General features: G+C 56.8%; 13 protein-coding genes. 1 reads left to right on the plus strand and 12 read right to left on the minus strand.

Going from position 1 to position 18283, the window contains the following annotated elements; translation table 11 throughout:
- From ACR0BI_RS08170 to rpsL, 4 genes are all read right to left on the minus strand, one after another.
- Positions 1 to 91 (minus strand): GTP-binding protein (locus ACR0BI_RS08170; RefSeq protein WP_036223564.1); only part of this gene is annotated, 91 nt, incomplete at its 3' end.
- Positions 92 to 151: 60 nt separating this feature from the next.
- Entirely contained in the window at positions 152 to 2269 is a 2118-nt protein-coding gene (gene fusA / locus ACR0BI_RS08175; RefSeq protein ID WP_170328783.1) for an elongation factor G, read from the minus strand.
- Positions 2270 to 2287: 18 nt separating this feature from the next.
- Positions 2288 to 2758, minus strand: coding sequence for a 30S ribosomal protein S7 (rpsG, locus tag ACR0BI_RS08180; RefSeq protein WP_010441203.1), 471 nt, complete (start codon positions 2756 to 2758; stop codon positions 2288 to 2290).
- Between the two features lie 15 nt (positions 2759 to 2773).
- A complete protein-coding gene (gene rpsL / locus ACR0BI_RS08185) occupies positions 2774 to 3145 on the minus strand; it encodes a 30S ribosomal protein S12 (RefSeq protein WP_005621086.1) in 372 nt (123 codons plus the stop codon).
- 359 nt (positions 3146 to 3504) lie between these two features.
- On the opposite strand from rpsL, the gene ACR0BI_RS08190 reads away from it, so the two are divergent.
- Positions 3505 to 4359 (plus strand): glycosyltransferase, encoded by an 855-nt coding sequence (locus ACR0BI_RS08190; RefSeq protein ID WP_480878452.1) that lies wholly within the window; start codon positions 3505 to 3507, stop codon positions 4357 to 4359.
- Here ACR0BI_RS08190 and ACR0BI_RS08195 read toward each other — a convergent pair.
- The 8 genes from ACR0BI_RS08195 to ACR0BI_RS08230 all read right to left on the minus strand — a co-directional run bounded on the left by ACR0BI_RS08195 (position 4344) and on the right by ACR0BI_RS08230 (position 18234).
- Complete coding sequence (locus tag ACR0BI_RS08195; protein WP_480563098.1) at positions 4344 to 5213, minus strand: DMT family transporter; 870 nt, start codon at positions 5211 to 5213, stop codon at positions 4344 to 4346. The genes ACR0BI_RS08190 and ACR0BI_RS08195 overlap by 16 nt on opposite strands.
- Positions 5214 to 5342: 129 nt before the next feature.
- Entirely contained in the window at positions 5343 to 6416 is a 1074-nt protein-coding gene (locus ACR0BI_RS08200; protein ID WP_480563099.1) for a PLP-dependent cysteine synthase family protein, read from the minus strand.
- Between the two features lie 141 nt (positions 6417 to 6557).
- Positions 6558 to 10799, minus strand: a complete 4242-nt coding sequence (gene rpoC / locus ACR0BI_RS08205) for a DNA-directed RNA polymerase subunit beta' (protein ID WP_480563100.1) — start codon at positions 10797 to 10799, stop codon at positions 6558 to 6560.
- Positions 10800 to 10851: 52 nt separating this feature from the next.
- On the minus strand, positions 10852 to 14988 hold the full coding sequence (gene rpoB, locus ACR0BI_RS08210; protein ID WP_170406492.1) for a DNA-directed RNA polymerase subunit beta: 4137 nt from the start codon (positions 14986 to 14988) through the stop codon (positions 10852 to 10854).
- A 250-nt stretch (positions 14989 to 15238) separates the two neighbouring features.
- Positions 15239 to 15613 (minus strand): 50S ribosomal protein L7/L12, encoded by a 375-nt coding sequence (rplL, locus tag ACR0BI_RS08215; RefSeq protein WP_010441182.1) that lies wholly within the window; start codon positions 15611 to 15613, stop codon positions 15239 to 15241.
- 80 nt (positions 15614 to 15693) lie between these two features.
- Positions 15694 to 16212 (minus strand): 50S ribosomal protein L10, encoded by a 519-nt coding sequence (gene rplJ / locus ACR0BI_RS08220; protein ID WP_010441181.1) that lies wholly within the window; start codon positions 16210 to 16212, stop codon positions 15694 to 15696.
- A 436-nt stretch (positions 16213 to 16648) separates the two neighbouring features.
- A complete protein-coding gene (locus ACR0BI_RS08225; RefSeq protein WP_170398574.1) occupies positions 16649 to 17569 on the minus strand; it encodes a LicD family protein in 921 nt (306 codons plus the stop codon).
- Complete coding sequence (locus tag ACR0BI_RS08230) at positions 17566 to 18234, minus strand: class I SAM-dependent methyltransferase (RefSeq protein WP_170398577.1); 669 nt, start codon at positions 18232 to 18234, stop codon at positions 17566 to 17568. The genes ACR0BI_RS08225 and ACR0BI_RS08230 overlap by 4 nt, the downstream gene beginning before the upstream one ends.
- Positions 18235 to 18283: the final 49 nt, after the last annotated feature.

Raw genomic sequence — 18283 nt, forward strand, 5'->3', positions numbered from 1 at the left:
CTGCGGTCAGCGTGGTCTTGCCGTGGTCAACGTGCCCAATCGTGCCGATGTTGACGTGCGGCTTATTACGCTCAAACTTTTCCTTTGCCATGATGGCCTCCTTTTTCGGTAATGAAGGGAGCGCGTTAGCCGCGCTCCCTCAAATCTTCGCTTATGCGTATTTCGCCTGAATCTCGTCCGAGATGTTCTGCGGAACCGGATCGTAGTGATCGAACTGCATGGTGAACTGGGCACGGCCCGACGACATCGAACGCAGAGTGTTGATGTAGCCGAACATGTTGGCCAGCGGAACGAACGCATCAATCGCAATTGCGTTGCCGCGCGGCTCCTGACCAGAGACCTGGCCACGACGCGAGGTCAGGTCGCCGATGATACCGCCGGTATATTCTTCCGGGGTGATCACTTCGACCTTCATGATCGGTTCCAGCAGTTTCGCGCCAGCTTTGCGCATGCCTTCGCGCATACACATCCGCGATGCGATTTCGAACGCCAGAACGCTCGAGTCAACGTCGTGGAACTTACCGTCCAGCAGGGCAACCTTGAAGTCGATCACGGGGAAGCCAGCCAGCGGGCCGCTGTCCATGACCGAGTTGATGCCTTTTTCAACACCGGGGATGTATTCCTTCGGAACGGCACCACCAACGATGCGGCTTTCGAACGAATAGCCTTCGCCTGCCTCGGTCGGCTGGATCTCCAGCTTGACTTCCGCGAACTGACCCGAACCACCCGACTGTTTCTTGTGGGTGTAGGTGTGCTCAACCGGCATCGAGATGGTTTCACGATAGGCCACCTGAGGTGCACCGATGTTCGCTTCAACCTTGAACTCGCGCTTCAGACGGTCAACCAGGATGTCCAGGTGAAGTTCGCCCATGCCCTTCATGATGGTCTGACCGGATTCCAGATCAGTTTCCACACGGAAGGACGGGTCTTCGGCGGCCAGACGGGCCAGACCCTGAGACATCTTCTCTTGGTCGCCCTTGGTTTTGGGCTCAACCGCGATCTCGATAACCGGATCGGGGAAGGTCATGGTTTCCAGAACCACCGGATCCTTCGCGTCACACAGGGTGTCACCGGTGGTGGTGTCTTTCAGACCCGCCAGCGCGATGATGTCGCCTGCAAACGCTTCTTCGATCTCTTCCCGGTTGTTCGAGTGCATCATCATCATACGACCGATGCGCTCTTTTTTACCTTTGGTCGAGTTCAGGATCGAGTCACCCTTGTTCATGGTGCCCGAGTAGATCCGGGTGAAGGTCAGCGAGCCAACGAAGGGGTCGTTCATGATTTTGAACGCCAGGCCTGAGAAGGCCATGTCGTCGTCTGCACGACGGGCGATGTCACGAACTTCTTCCTCGTCGCCGGGTTTGAAGCCCATGTAATCAACAACGTCCAGCGGGCTGGGCAGATAGTCGATCACAGCGTTGAGCAGCGGCTGAACGCCTTTGTTCTTGAACGCCGAACCACCCAGAACCGGAACGAACGCGATTTCCAAAGTACCTTTACGCAGCAGGGCGCGCAGGGTTGGAACGTCGGGCTCATTGCCTTCCAGGTATTCCATCATCGCGTCGTCGTCCATTTCGACGGCCGCTTCGATCATCTTGCCGCGCCATTCGTCAGCCATGTCCTTCAGGCTGTCGCGGATCGGAGCTTTGATCCAGCTTGCGCCCAGATCTTCGCCCTGCCACAGCCACTCTTCCATGGTGACCAGGTCGATCAGACCTTCCAGCTCGGACTCGGCACCGATCGGAATACCAACCGGAACAGCGCGTGCGCCGGTGCGGTCTTCGATCATGTTGACGCAGTTGAAGAAGTCAGCGCCGATCTTGTCCATTTTGTTGACGAAAACCATACGCGGAACCTTGTAGCGGTCAGCCTGACGCCACACGGTTTCGGTTTGGGGCTCAACACCGGCGTTTGCGTCCAGAACGCAGACAGCACCGTCGAGAACCGCCAGCGAACGCTCAACTTCGATGGTGAAGTCAACGTGGCCGGGGGTGTCGATGATGTTCAGGCGGTGCTTAGGAGTTTCGGCGGTCTGACCGTCTTCGGTGCGCTCCCAGAAAGTGGTGGTCGCAGCCGAAGTGATGGTGATGCCGCGTTCCTGCTCCTGCTCCATCCAGTCCATGGTGGCTGCACCATCGTGCACCTCACCGATGTTGTGGGATTTACCAGTGTAATACAGGATACGCTCCGAGCAGGTGGTCTTACCTGCGTCGATGTGCGCCATGATACCGAAGTTACGGTATAGTTCGAGCGGATATTCGCGTGCCATTTTTGATAAGCCTCTGAATTACCAACGGTAGTGGCTGAAGGCTTTGTTCGCCTCGGCCATCTTGTGGGTGTCTTCGCGCTTCTTCACGGCAGTACCGCGGGACTGTACAGCGTCCAGCAGCTCACCGGCGAGGCGTTCTTCCATGGTGTTTTCGTTGCGGCCGCGCGCAGCGGTGATCAGCCAACGGATGGCCAGTGCTTCGCGGCGCTCAGGGCGCACTTCGACCGGAACCTGATAGGTTGCACCACCAACCCGGCGCGAGCGAACCTCGACCGACGGTTTGATGTTGTCGAGCGCTTCGTGGAACACTTCGACAGGAGCGCGCTTTACCTTGTTCTCAACGCGATCAAAGGCGTTGTAAACGATGCGCTCTGCGACCGACTTCTTGCCGTCGATCATCAGGTTGTTCATGAATTTGGTCAGTACCTTGTCGCCAAATTTGGCGTCAGGCAGGACTTCGCGTTTTTCGGCGGCGTGACGACGTGACATATCAGCCTCTCCTTCTTACTTGGGACGCTTCGCGCCGTATTTCGAACGACGTTGCTTACGATCTTTGACGCCCTGAGTATCCAGAACACCGCGCAGGATGTGGTAACGCACACCGGGAAGGTCTTTTACACGGCCGCCACGGATCAGAACAACCGAGTGTTCCTGCAGGTTGTGGCTTTCACCCGGGATGTACGAGATGACCTCGAACCCGTTGGTCAGACGCACCTTGGCAACCTTACGCATAGCCGAGTTCGGCTTCTTCGGTGTGGTGGTGTACACGCGGGTGCAAACGCCGCGCTTCTGCGGGCACTGCTCCAGGTGCATGGACTTCGAGCGTTTTACTTTGGGCTGCCGCGGTTTGCGGATCAGCTGTTGAATAGTTGGCATTCCGGTTTCTTCCCCGTTTTGCAACACACATGACATGCACGCGCGTTGCGTGCGGTTAAATTCGCTGCACTCATGCGTCCACAAGCGCAAAACCCGCGAGCGTTCCCATTCCGAGGTGAACGTCGCGGTTTGTTATCAGAGGGCGCGAACGATAAAAGTGTCCGGGCCTTGACCAGTTCATTACTGAAATCGGTTATGGGGCGGCCCCCGGTACCGAGATGTCGCGCGTATTAAGGGGAGTCGGCCCAAGTGTCAACAGCCCAGCGGGAAAGGCGTATTGTACATAAGAGCTCCGGCCGTCTATCAGGAACTAATGGAGATTCCCACTGCGCCGACACATTGCAGCACTTCGGCACCGGATGCATAGTGAACATGCCCTGCAAACCATTGGATGCCCCATGCAAGTCTTTGGCCTGTGCCGATTTTCATTCCCTGCTCTGGGCGATTTCCAGATCGAACATGACACGGTCGCAGATCGGCGCGCCCATCTCTACAACCCTGCTCGTCTGGAAGAGCGGTTCCGCTTGTTCGAATCTGTGACGTTGCCCAGCTTTCGCACGCAGACAGATGGGGACTATCAGCTTCTGGTCGTTGTTGGGGACTGTCTGCCGCGAAAGGCGCTCGACCGGCTTAAGGACCTTACCGCTGACATCAAGCAGGTACGAATTGTCCAAAGACCCGTCGAACCAAGCCATAAACACCGGCAGGTCATGAAACGAATCCTTCAGGAAGCGCGTTCAAACCCGGACCGGCCCTGTCTTCAATTTCGCCATGATGACGACGACAGCATTTCGATTGATTTCATCGAAAGACTGCGCGAGTCCGCCGATGATGTTGCCGGGCTGATTGGAAAAAATCAGGCCATAGGCCTCGATTTCAACAACGGATACCAGGCCTGCTTTGGGCCGAATGGGGTTCGGGCGGCACAAGTCTACAAATCTTTGCTTGGGGTGGGCTTGGGCATACTTATCGCGGGCGGGTGCGCCCACACGATCATAAGTTTTACCCACAACCGGATCGGGCGTTTCATGCCAGTGGTCAGTTATCCTGATCGCCCGATGTGGATCAGGACATTGAACAACTCCAACGACTCGCCGCGCGCTGAAAAGCAGAAGGCGCAGCTTGCGCCGATCACGCCCGAAATCGAGACCGATTTTGCCACGCGTTTCGCGCTAAACCCCGGTTTCGTACGTTTGCCTCACTTCTCCGCTTGACGCGACCGCTCGCGAAACAGAGTGAACATCCCTGCCCCAACTACCAATGCACCACCCAGCATTGTGATCGCGTCCGGCCAGTCACCAAACACAGCCCACCCCAGTCCCAGTGCCCAAAGCAGGCTGGAATAGCGAAATGGCGCAACAAAACCGACCTCGCCCACGCGCATCACCATGACACTGAAAAGATAGCCTATCAGAACAAAGACCGCAGCGCTGGCGATCATCGCTCCAGATGCGGTCGAGACCGGCACCCATCCTTCAAACGTGGAGACGATGATCGCTGCCAATGTGATAGTGAGGGATGTCGCCAGTGTTACCACCATAGAAGGTACTTCGGTTGACATTCGGCGGGTGATCAAATCGCGAACTGTAACGGAAGCAACCGCAATCAATGCGTAAATCGCATAGATGCTGAACCCTTCAGGACCGGGCCGAACGATCAACAACATACCGACAAACCCAAGCGCGATTGCAGCAATACGTCTCCATCCAATTACTTCACCGAAGAATAAGGCAGCACCCAAAGTCACGGTCAGCGGCAACGCCTGTAGAACTGCCGTAACGTTGGCAAGCGGCATGTGCATCAGAGCCGTTAAAAAGAAGATGGTCGCCGCCAACTCTGCCAGGCAACGTAATGCGATAAGCCATTTGTCATGGAGGGGAAAATTCAGGTGAAGCGCCCCAAGATAACGGGCCATTATCAACACAAGAACTGTCGCCAAAACTCCGCGCATGGTCACAAGTTGGAACAGAGGCAGATCTTGCCCCACCACTTTCACCAACGCATCATTGACGGTAAAGGCCGCCATGCTGCCCATCATCAGCAGCGCGCCTTTAACGTTAGGACTCATTTAATCAACACCCGGCCTTCAATATATCGTCGTACTAACTGTTCAATCGATCACGAAGTCAATTTGCGCCTGACAATCCTACAGTAATAGTTCCGACGAGCTACACAAACTGTCGACTTTTCAGTCGTTTCAATCTGTCATCTGGGCGGAAGGCGTAGATTTCGAGATCTCGATCTCATCATCCGTCATCTCCTCTTCTACACCATCAAACAATGGCGTCGAAAGGTAACGCTCGCCCGTATCTGGCAACATTACCAACATGACGGAACCTTCCGGAGCAGTCTCGGCCAGTTTCATCGCGACCGCAAAGGTCGAGCCACCAGAAATACCGGTAAAAATCCCCTCTTCCGCGGCCAAACGGCGCGACCATGCAATACCGTCGCTACCGGGAACGGGAATCAACTCATCGTAGTAGGAGTTATCAATGGCCTCCTGCAGAACCCACGGAATGAAATCAGGCGTCCAACCCTGTATCGGATGCGGTTCGAAGTTCGGGTGGCTCTCGGTCGGCTGGTGTATTTCGTTGCGGGTGTTTACATACCCCGACGACACAATGGCTGCATTGGCAGGCTCGGTCAGGATGATCTTGGTCTCAGGGCGCACTTTCCTCAGCACCCGGGCCACGCCCGACACCGTCCCGCCAGTGCCATAGCCCGTAACCCAATAGTCGAGATTCTGCCCATCAAAGTCACCCAAGATTTCCCTCGCGGTGGTATTTTCGTGAATATCGGCGTTGGCTGCGGTTTCAAACTGGCTGGCCAGGAACCAACCGTTCTGCTCGGCCAGTTCTTTAGCTTTTGTATACATGCCGAACCCCTTTTGCGCGCGCGGTGTCAGGACAACTTTTGCCCCCAAAAACCTCATCAGCTTGCGCCGCTCGACCGAGAAACTGTCGGCCATCGTCACAACTAAGGGATAGCCTTTGGCCGCGCAGACCATCGCCAGCCCGATACCGGTATTCCCCGAGGTCGCCTCAACCACTGTCTGACCGGGTTTTAAGCTACCGTCGCGTTCTGCCGCTTCGATGATGTTGAGGGCAAGGCGATCTTTGACAGAACTGGCCGGGTTAAACGCTTCGAATTTTACGTAAACCGTCACGTTTGAGGGCGCGATCCTGTTTATTCGTATACTTGGCGTGTCTCCGACGGTGTCCAAAATACTGTCATACAGTCGCTTTCGCCCATGCGTTTGACGAGTTGTCATTGCGGCCCCCTCCTCTGTTGACGAAAGCATGCCACAAACCGGATCACATTAGTAACTATCTTTGTGAGAGTTCGCCTCGGAGCGCTCACAACAAGAAAGGCCCCGCGAAATCGCGGGGCCTTTCTTAGTTATTGAGGGTGCCTATTCGCGGCTTTCCGGTGTTTCCACCAGAACGTCCAGCTCATCACCGACCATGTCGTCGTCGAAGGTCGGAGCGGCCAGAGCAGCGGCTGCTTCGGCCTCTTCCCTGCGCGCTTCGATAACCACGTTGTCACGCGACTGCGCGATGTGGCGGACGGCCTGAGTGGCCCCACCGGTCCCGGCGGGGATCAGACGACCAACGATTACGTTCTCTTTCAGGCCAACCAGCTTGTCTTTCTTGCCCTGAACCGAGGCTTCGGTCAGCACGCGGGTGGTTTCCTGGAACGACGCCGCCGAGATGAACGAACGCGTCTGCAGCGAAGCTTTGGTGATCCCCAGAAGGATCGGCTCACCCTGAGCCGGACGACCGCCACGCGAGATAGTCTTCTCGTTGGCTGCGTCGAACTCCTGCTTGTCGACATGTTCGCCTTTCAACAGGGTGGTGTCGCCTGAATCCAGGATCTCCCACTTCTGCAGCATCTGGCGCACGATGACTTCGATGTGCTTGTCATTGATCTTCACGCCCTGCAAGCGGTAGACGTCCTGCACCTCATCGATCATGTAATCCGCCAGCGCTTCGACACCCATAATCGACAGGATGTCATGCGGAGCCGGGTTACCGTCCATCAGGTATTCACCCTTCTGGATGAAGTCCCCTTCGGCGACCGGGATGTGCTTGCCCTTGGGTACCATGTATTCGATGGTCTCCATGGACTCGTCAGCCGGTTCGATGCTGATGCGGCGCTTGTTCTTGTAGTCGCGGCCAAAGCGCACGTAACCATCGGCTTCTGCGATGATCGCGTGATCTTTCGGACGACGGGCTTCGAACAGTTCGGCCACACGTGGCAGACCACCGGTGATGTCCTTGGTCTTGGCGCCTTCACGCGGGATACGCGCGACAACGTCACCGGCTTCGATTTGCTGGCCATCTTCGACCGACAGGATCGCATCCACCGACATCGGATAGTGAACCGGGTTGCCCGCGTCATTGCGGACCGGCTCGCCATCTTCACCAACCAGAATGATCTCGGGCTTGAGGTCGCTGCCTTTGGGGGCCGCGCGCCAGTCGATCACGATCTTCTGGGTCATGCCGGTTGCATCGTCGGTCTCATCCCGGACCGCAAGGCCCGAAACAAGGTCGACATATTTCGCGGTACCGGCTTTCTCGGCGATGATCGGCAGGGTGTAGGGATCCCATTCGAACAGCTTGTCGCCACGAGCAACCTTGGTGCCGTCCTTGACGAACAGCTTGGAGCCATAGCCCAGCTTGTGGCTGGCACGCTCTTCGCCGTGTTCGTCGCTGATCACCAGCTTCATGTTCCGGCCCATAACGAGGCTTTCGCCTGCGGCATTGACCAGAATCTGCGGGTTCTCGAAGGAAACGACGCCTTCCTGGCTGGCTTCCTGGAACGACTGCTGACCACCTTGCGCAACACCACCGATGTGGAAAGTACGCATCGTCAGCTGCGTACCGGGTTCACCAATGGACTGCGCGGCGATGATGCCGACAGCCTCACCTGTGTTCACCATCGTGCCGCGTGCAAGGTCACGACCGTAGCAGGTGGCGCAGACGCCTTCCTCGGACTCACAGGTCAGAGGCGAGCGGATGCGCATCGACGCAACACCAGCTTCGTCAACGGTGTCCGCCATGCGTTCGTCGATCAACTGACCAGCGGCCACGATCACCTCATCCGTGCCCGGACGCAGAACATCGTCAGCCGCCACACGACCCAGCACACGTTCGGCCAGCGAGGCAACAACCTCACCGTCATTCACGGCGGCTTCGGCTGTGATCGCACGCTCAGTACCACAGTCGATCTCGCGAACGATGCAGTCCTGTGCGACGTCCACCAGACGACGGGTCAGGTAACCCGAGTTCGCCGTCTTCAGAGCGGTATCCGACAGACCCTTACGGGCACCGTGGGTCGAGTTGAAGTACTCGAGAACGGTCAGACCTTCTTTAAAGTTCGAGATAATCGGCGTCTCGATGATGTCACCGTTCGGCTTGGCCATCAGGCCACGCATACCGCCCAGCTGTTTCATCTGAGTGACCGAGCCACGCGCACCGGAGTGGGCCATCATGTAGACCGAGTTCGGCTCTTGATCTGACCCGTCTTCGGCCTTGGCAACGTCCGAGATGGTGCTCATCATCGCTTCGGTGACGCGGTCGTTACACTTCGACCAGGCATCAACAACTTTGTTGTACTTTTCGCCCTGAGTGATCAGGCCGTCCATGTACTGCTGTTCAAAGTCCTTCACCTGACCGCGGGTGTCATCAACGATGCCCCACTTGTCATCCGGGATGACCATGTCGTCCTTACCGAACGAGATGCCCGCCTTGAACGCTTCTTTGAAGCCCATCGACATGATCTGGTCACAGAAGATAACCGACTCTTTCTGACCGCAGTAACGGTAGACGGTGTCGATCACCTGCTGCACTTCTTTCTTCCGCAGCAGGCGGTTGACCAGCTCGAACGGGGCTTTGTTGTTCATCGGCAGCAATGCACCCAGACGCAGACGGCCCGGAGTGGTTTCATAGCGCTTCTGAACTTCGTTGCCTTCGTCGTCGATCTGCGTGATCCGCGCGGTGATTTTCGAGTGCAGATGCACCTCACCGGCGTCCAGCGCGTGCTGAACTTCTTCGATCGAACCGAAGACCTTGCCTTCGCCCGGCATGCCTTCGCGTTCGAGGGTCACATAGTACAGACCCAGGATCATATCCTGCGACGGAACGATGATCGGTGCACCGTTTGCAGGCGACAGAACGTTGTTCGTCGACATCATCAGAACACGCGCTTCCAGCTGCGCCTCAAGGCTTAGCGGGACGTGAACGGCCATCTGGTCCCCGTCGAAGTCGGCGTTAAAGGCCGAGCAGACCAGCGGGTGCAGCTGGATGGCTTTACCTTCGATCAGAACCGGCTCGAACGCCTGAATGCCAAGACGGTGCAGCGTCGGCGCACGGTTCAGCATGACAGGATGTTCGCGGATCACCTCGTCGAGGATATCCCACACTTCGGGACGTTCTTTCTCGACCAGTTTCTTCGCTTGCTTAACAGTCGAAGACAGACCCTTGGCTTCAAGGCGCGAGTAGATGAACGGCTTGAACAGCTCCAACGCCATCTTCTTGGGCAGACCACACTGGTGCAGTTTGAGTTCCGGACCGGTCACGATGACCGAACGGCCCGAGAAGTCGACGCGCTTACCAAGAAGGTTCTGACGGAAGCGGCCCTGCTTGCCTTTCAGCATGTCCGACAGCGATTTCAGCGGACGCTTGTTGGCGCCGGTGATCACGCGGCCACGACGGCCGTTGTCGAACAGAGCGTCCACGGATTCCTGCAGCATCCGCTTTTCGTTGCGGACGATGATGTCAGGCGCGCGCAGCTCGATCAGACGCTTCAGACGGTTGTTCCGGTTGATGACGCGGCGATACAGATCGTTCAGATCCGAGGTCGCGAACCGGCCACCATCCAGCGGAACCAGCGGACGCAGTTCCGGCGGAATGACCGGGATCACGGTCATGACCATCCACTCAGGCCGGTTGCCCGACTCGAGGAAGGATTCGACAACCTTCAGACGCTTGATGATCTTTTTGGGCTTCAACTCGCCGGTTGCTTCGGCCAGATCAGCGCGCAGCTGCTCGGCTTCGGCTTCCAGATCGATCTGGGCCAGCATCTCACGGATGGCTTCGGCACCGATATTCGCGGTGAACGCATCCATGCCATAGGCATCCTGCGCATCCATGTACTCTTCTTCGGTCAGCATCTGGCCGTAGGTCAGGTCGGTCAGACCGGGCTCGATGACGACGTAGTTTTCAAAGTACAGAACGCGTTCCAGATCGCGCAGCGTCATGTCCAGCATCAGACCGATGCGGGACGGCAGCGATTTCAGGAACCAGATGTGTGCGACGGGCGCGGCCAGTTCGATGTGGCCCATACGCTCGCGGCGGACTTTCTGCAGGGTGACTTCCACACCGCATTTCTCGCAGACAACGCCGCGATATTTCATCCGCTTATATTTGCCGCATAGACATTCGTAATCTTTGATCGGGCCAAAGATACGCGCGCAGAACAGACCGTCACGCTCGGGCTTGAACGTCCGGTAGTTGATGGTTTCGGGTTTCTTGATCTCACCATAGGACCAAGACAGGATCCGTTCAGGGCTGGCCAGCGAAACCTTGATCTCGTCAAAGACTTTCGGCGGTGTCAGCGGGTTGAACGGGTTGTTGGTGATTTCCTGGTTCATTTTGATACCTCAAATTTTGCGGAAGGGGGGACGGGAGGAAGGGCCGAGGCCCTTACTCCTCAACCTCCGCATCCAGGAGTTCCATATTCAGGCCGAGGCCACGGACTTCTTTAACCAGAACGTTGAACGATTCCGGTACGCCCGCTTCAAAGTTATCCTCGCCCTTGACGATCGACTCATAGACCTTGGTCCGACCGGCGACGTCATCCGATTTCACGGTGAGCATCTCCTGCAGGGTGTAGGCGGCGCCGTAAGCTTCCAGAGCCCAGACCTCCATCTCACCAAAGCGCTGACCACCGAACTGCGCCTTACCACCCAGCGGCTGCTGGGTAACCAGGCTGTACGGCCCGGTCGAACGCGCGTGGATCTTGTCGTCCACCAGGTGGTGCAATTTCAGCAGGTACTTGATGCCCACGGTGACCGGGCGCGCGAATTGCTCACCGGTGCGACCGTCGAACAGAACCGACTGACCGCTTTCCGAGAAGCCCGCACGCACCAGCGCGTCGTTGACGTCTGCTTCTTTGGCACCGTCGAAGACCGGAGTAGCGATCGGAACACCACGGGTCACGTTGCCCGCAGCCTCGATCAGGCCATCCTCGTCCAGACCGGTGATGCCTTCTTCGTAGACATTCTCGCCATAAGCCAGCTTCATCGCTTCGCGAACCGGGGTCAGGTCGCCGGACCGGCGGTATTCACCCAGAGCGTCGTCGATGTTCAGACCCAGACCGCGCGCGGCCCAACCCATGTGGGTTTCAAGGATCTGACCAACGTTCATACGCGAAGGCACGCCCAGTGGGTTCAGACAGAAGTCTACCGGAGTACCATCGGCCAGGAACGGCATGTCTTCCATCGGAACAACCTTGGAGATCACACCTTTGTTCCCGTGACGACCGGCCATCTTGTCGCCCGGCTGCAGCTTGCGCTTCACGGCGATGAAGACTTTGACCATCTTCATCACACCCGGGGGCAGGTCGTCACCACGACGGACCTTCTCGACCTTGTCTTCGAAACGGGCGTCCAGAGCGCGCTTTTGCACTTCGTATTGCTCGTTCAGAGCCTCGACGATCTGTGCGTCCTGCTCACCTTCCAGCGCCAGCTGCCACCACTGACCACGGGTCAGGGTTTCCAGCAGCTCCTCGGTGATCACCGACCCTGCCTTGACGCCTTTCGGGCCTTTGACAGCCGTTTTACCCAGGATCAGGCCCTGCAGACGCGCATAGATGTTGCGGTCCAGGATCGCCAGCTCGTCGTCCCGGTCACGGGCCAGACGTTCGACTTCCTCACGCTCGATCTGCAGCGCACGCTCGTCTTTCTCGACGCCGTGACGGTTGAAGACGCGGACCTCAACAACCGTACCGTAATCGCCCGGCTTCACGCGCAGCGAGGTGTCGCGCACGTCAGATGCTTTCTCACCAAAGATGGCGCGCAGCAGCTTTTCTTCCGGGGTCATCGGGCTTTCGCCCTTCGGAGTGATCTTGCCGACCAGAATATCGCCCGGCTCAACATCCGCACCGATGTAAACGATGCCAGCCTCATCGAGGTTGCGCAGCGCTTCTTCACCAACGTTGGGGATGTCGCGGGTGATTTCTTCCGGACCCAGCTTGGTGTCACGGGCGGCGACTTCAAACTCCTCGATATGGACCGAGGTAAAGACGTCATCACGCGCGATACGTTCTGAGATCAGGATCGAGTCTTCGTAGTTGTAACCGTTCCACGGCATGAACGCGACGACCACGTTCTTACCAAGCGCCAGTTCGCCCATATCGGTCGACGGACCGTCGGCAATGACCTCGCCCTTCTGGACGGTGTCACCCACCTTGATCAGCGGACGCTGGTTGATGCAGGTGTTCTGGTTCGAACGCTGGAACTTGCGCAGACGATAGATGTCAACGCCAGCGTCGCCCAATTCCAGGTCTTCGGTGGCGCGGATAACGATACGCTGGGCATCGACCTGGTCGATGATACCGGCGCGTTTCGCTTGAATCGCAGCACCCGAGTCGATCGCAACCTTTTCCTCGATGCCGGTACCGACCAGCGGCGCCTCGGCCCGCAGCAGCGGAACCGCCTGACGTTGCATGTTCGAGCCCATCAGAGCGCGGTTAGCGTCGTCATTTTCAAGGAACGGGATCAGCGATGCAGCAACCGAGACCAGCTGTTTCGGCGACACGTCGATCAGGTCCACATTCTCGCGCGGGGCGAGGGTGTAGTCACCGGCCTGACGGGTCGAAACCAGGTCGTTGATGAACTTGCCATCGGCATCCAAGGTCGCGTTCGCCTGCGCCACGGTGTGACGCATTTCCTCGGTCGCGGACATGTAGTGTACCTCATCGGTCACCTCGGCGTCTTTGACGACGCGGTAGGGTGTTTCGATGAAGCCATACTTGTTCACGCGGGCAAAGGTGGCCAGCGAGTTGATCAGACCGATGTTCGGACCTTCTGGCGTTTCAATCGGGCACATCCGGCCATAGTGGGTCGGGTGTACGTCGCGCACCTCAAAGCCCGCACGCTCACGCGTCAGACCACCCGGGCCAAGCGCCGAGAGACGGCGTTTGTGGGTGACTTCGGACAGCGGGTTGGTCTGGTCCATGAACTGCGACAGCTGCGACGAGCCGAAGAATTCACGAACAGCAGCCGCAGCCGGTTTCGCGTTGATCAAGTCCTGCGGCATGACGGTGTCGATTTCAACCGACGACATACGCTCTTTGATCGCGCGCTCCATGCGCAGCAGACCGACGCGGTACTGGTTTTCCATCAGTTCACCGACCGAACGCACACGACGGTTGCCGAGGTGGTCAATATCGTCCACGTCGCCTTTGCCATCACGCAGCTCAACCAGCGCCTTGATGCAGGCCACGATGTCTTCGCGACGCAGGGTGCGCAGGGTGTCCGGCGCGTCCAGAGCCAGACGCATGTTCATCTTCACGCGGCCAACGGCGGACAGGTCATAGCGCTCGCTGTCGAAGAACAGGGTGTCGAACAGAGCCGACGCAGCCTCGACGGTGGGAGGCTCGCCCGGACGCATGACGCGGTAGATGTCCATCAGCGCGCTTTCACGGTTCAGGTTCTTATCCTGAGCCATGGTGTTGCGCATGTAGGGGCCAACGTTGACGTTGTCGATGTCCAGAACCGGGATGTCGGTGATGCCCGCATCCATCAGGTCCTTGACGGTGCCGCCGATCAGGTCGCCGTCTTTGTCATACTCCAGGGTCAGCTCATCACCGGCTTCGACATAGATCGCGCCGTTTTCTTCGTTGATGATGTCCTTGGCGACATACTTGCCGACGATGTTGTCGAAGGGCACCAGCAGGTCGGTAACAGCACCTTCGTCGATCAGCTTCTTGACCGCGCGCGGGGTGACTTTCTTGCCCGCTTCGGCAATCACTTCGCCCGATTTCGCGTCGATCAGATCATATGTCGGACGGGTGCCGCGCACACGCTCGGGGAAGAAGGGCGTAACCCAGCCTTTCTTCTTGTCCAGCTTGTAGGACACGGTGTTGTAATACGCGTCCATGATCGCTTCCTGATCCAGACCCAGCGCATAAAGCAGGGTTGTCACAGGCAGTTTGCGACGACGGTCGATACGGGCGAACACGATGTCCTTGGCGTCGAACTCAAAGTCCAGCCAGCTGCCGCGATACGGGATGATGCGGCAGGCAAACAGCAGCTTGCCCGAGGAATGGGTCTTGCCCTTGTCGTGATCAAAGAACACACCGGGCGAGCGGTGCATCTGGCTGACGATCACACGCTCGGTGCCGTTCACGATGAACGTGCCGTTCGGTGTCATCAGGGGCATGTCGCCCATGAACACGTCCTGTTCTTTGATGTCCTTGACCGATTTGGCGCCGGTGTCCTCATCGACATCAAACACGATCAGGCGCAGTGTGACCTTCAGCGGCGCGCTGTAGGTCATGTCGCGCTGCATGCACTCTTCGACGTCGTATTTGGGTTTTTCCAGATCGTATTTCACGAACTCCAGAACGGAGGTTTCGTTGAAATCCTTGATCGGGAAAACCGACTGGAACACACCTTTGATGCCTTCGCCGTCTGTGGGCTGTTCTGCATCGCCGGAGCGCAGGAAAAGATCATAAGAAGATTTCTGCACCTCAATGAGGTTCGGCATCTCCAGCACTTCGCGGATTTTGCCGTAATATTTACGAAGACGTTTCTGGCCAAGGAACGTTTGAGCCATGTCAGATGTCACCTTTCGATGTTCTCAGCGGGCAAAGACACCGTCGGGCCCCGGCATCTTGCACAATCGAGACGACACGTCCGGATCAATTCGTGACCACCGTCCCGAAGGTGGCCTCCCGATCCGAAAACCGTGTCTTAGAAAACGCCCCAGACAATGAGGCCCTTTCTAAGACAGGTTCGGCTGGACCCGGATTTCTCCGGACCCAGCCAAATTTTGCGGCGCATCAGCGATGCACCTGTCGGTTGGCTTAGGCCAGCTCGACTTCGGCGCCAGCTGCTTCCAGCTTGCCTTTGACTTCCTCGGCTTCGTCTTTCGACACGCCTTCTTTGATCTTGCCGCCAGCTTCGACCAGCTCTTTGGCTTCTTTCAGGCCCAGACCGGTGATGCCGCGAACTTCTTTGATCACGTTGATTTTCGAAGCGCCGGCGTTCTTCAGAACGACGTCGAATTCGGTTTTTTCTTCCTCAGCTGCGCCACCGGCGTCGCCACCAGCTGCAACCATTACGGCGCCGCCAGCTGCGGGCTCGATGCCGTATTCGTCTTTGAGGATGGTTTTCAGTTCTTGTGCTTCCAGCAGGGTCAGACCCACGATGCTTTCTGCGAGTGCTTTCAGATCAGCCATTGTATTAGCTCTTTCCGTTTTACAGTGTGTGTTCCAACGTCAGGGTGGTTCCCCTACGCAGATCATTCAGTGCCAACCGCTTACGCAGCTTCCGCCTTCTCTTCGATGGTGGAAAGGATGCTTGCGATGTTGCTTGCAGGTGCGCCAATCGCGCCGGCGATGTTCGAAGCAGGTGCGCCAATGCAGCCAACGATCGAAGCAATAAGCTCTTCACGAGACGGCATTTTCGAAACTGTTTCGACGCCTTTGCGGTCCAGAGCGTTCTCGCCCATTGCACCGCCGAGGATCTCAAAATTCTTGTTATCCTTGGCGAAGTCCTCGGCCACCTTGGCAGCTGCCACGGGGTCCTCGGAATAGGTCAGAACGGTCATCCCTGTCAGCAGGTCGGCCATGCTTTCACACGGCTTACCCTCAAGGGCGATTTTGGCGAGCCTGTTCTTGGCAACACGCACGGCACCACCCGCGTCACGAGCACGTGCGCGAAGGTCCTGCATCTCGGCAACTGTCAGACCGGCGTAGTGCGAAACCACTACGACGCCAGAGCTTTCGAAGATTTGGCCGAGTTCCTCGACCACTTTCTCTTTCTGGGCTCTATCCACAGTTCTCTCCAAGTTAGGGGCGATATCTCACCCCGGCTCATATTTGCCGCAGCTTTCGCTCCGGCGTTCAGGTCCGTTGTTACGGGATTGGCCAAAATGCGCCCGAGGATCGTGACCCTCAGAATTCTTTGGTCTTACCCGTCTCAGGCAGGGAATTAAGGGGCCAGATGAACCCACCCACCGTCTTGGACGAAACAAAATAAAGCGCACGACGAATCGCACGCTTTATTCCGCAGGTCTACTTAGGACAGATAGGCCGGGTTTCCAAGAGGTAAATTGGAAGAACGCACCTCTCCTTCACAGCGGCTATACTGCCTAGCTGAAAACGCCCTGAGGCACCTTGATTTCCAGACGTCAAAACGACACCGAGTTCGCCTGAAATTGCCGCGGCTACGCGAACTCGGCTCCCCCTTGGGGACCTCATCGTTCGGCGCTATCAACCGCCGGTGAAATCGTGTTGAAGCATCGGTGCAAACTTGCGGCGCGCAGCCCCCCAATTGAAATGAAAAAGCGGGTCCGGTATCCGCCAATTGTCACCGTAACTTTGAGCCAGCAATGCTGGCGCATCCTTCGGGAGCATGATTTCCCCACCATCAAGCGATTTAAGCGGAAAAATCGCACTTTCCGGCAAGGCATTCATTGAGTAAGGATAAACGCTAAAGCGCCCGTTTTCCGTCCACGCCGGAAACAGATCAATAGCAATACCCAAGTTATTTTTGACTTTGAAGACTGGTATATTTCGCTTCAACAATTTGGTATCCAGGCAATCATTGGCCAGCAACTCTCGCTGATATTCAATCCATTTTTCAGCGACGCCTTCAAGCGTGGACTCGCCCAGATATACTGCGAAATCGACATCGTCGTCGTGATCGATCAATCCACCCTCTCGAACGTGGCCCAACAATGTGCCGGCGTACAGAATGATCGGCTTTCCCAGACGAACTACGGGTTCAAGCTCGGCGTCAAGTTTTGCAAAGATGTCATCGCCTGCCTTTTCCCCGAATGTTCTATTATAGCCAGCCGATGTAATGAAATCAGGGTATAAGGTCTGCTTCACGCGATCAAAAAACGAGGCAAAGCGCGCTTCATTACCCTGTTTCGCATAGCGAGTTTCCATACGCGATAGCCTACCGTGCGTCCGGGCAGGCTTTAGTCTCCTGTGGCAATACAGAAGAATAAAAGTCTCTTCCCAATCATCATAGATTGCTTGGTTCTCCAAGCGCATTATGGGATCCTTAAGCGCCTCAACCGCGAGGCGCGTTTTGCGAGGTCGCGGGAGTGCCGTTTGGGCCGCAGCATGTGTAAAAACATGCTCGCGAAGTGAGGCGAGCTCCTTGATTATTTCTGCTTCGGTCATTGGGCCATTTCATAAATCGCGCGGGCGACGATCGCATCTTCTGTTTTATATTTTGCGAAACCACCGCCTTCTACACCATAGCATTTTCGGAATTCGGAGGCTTCCATTTTGGCATCCAGATCCGTTGCACTTACGTAACGCCGGAAATGCGGTGCCGCTACTTTTGTCGTGGCTCGATCCGCCAACGTTCGATACTCGAACGCCACGACATCGCCCGGTCTGCATCCATTCTGAAGCGCCCTAATCAGAGCATTTTCTTCATCATCTGTGATCGCGTGCAAAAAAAACCGAGCGTATACGCAAACGGTTTCAGATCGCCGTTCGGTTAACACCTGCTCAACCAATCCATCTTTGAGATTGGTCCGAACAAACTCGAGATCATCACCGCCCTGTTTTTGCGCATGCTTTTGCGCCGATGAAATCGCTGCGTCTGACGCATCCAGCCCAGTCACTTTGAATCCGTGGCGCGAAAAGAAAAAACTGTCGCGGGCATTTCCGCACCCTACATCAATGACATGTGACTGCCGATCAATCTCACTTGCCACAAATGCTGCGAATTGCGACGGCAAGGTCAGCTCCCATGATCCTGCCGATTTGGCATAAAACTGGTCCCAAAAGGTTTGCCGATCCTCTGGAAGTGATTTCTGACGAAAGTCTTGGTTCATTGATTAGCATTCTCGAACAGTTATTACACAACACTGGCGGAACTGTGTC

The sequence above is a fragment of the Ruegeria sp. E5 genome, assembly GCF_056534105.1.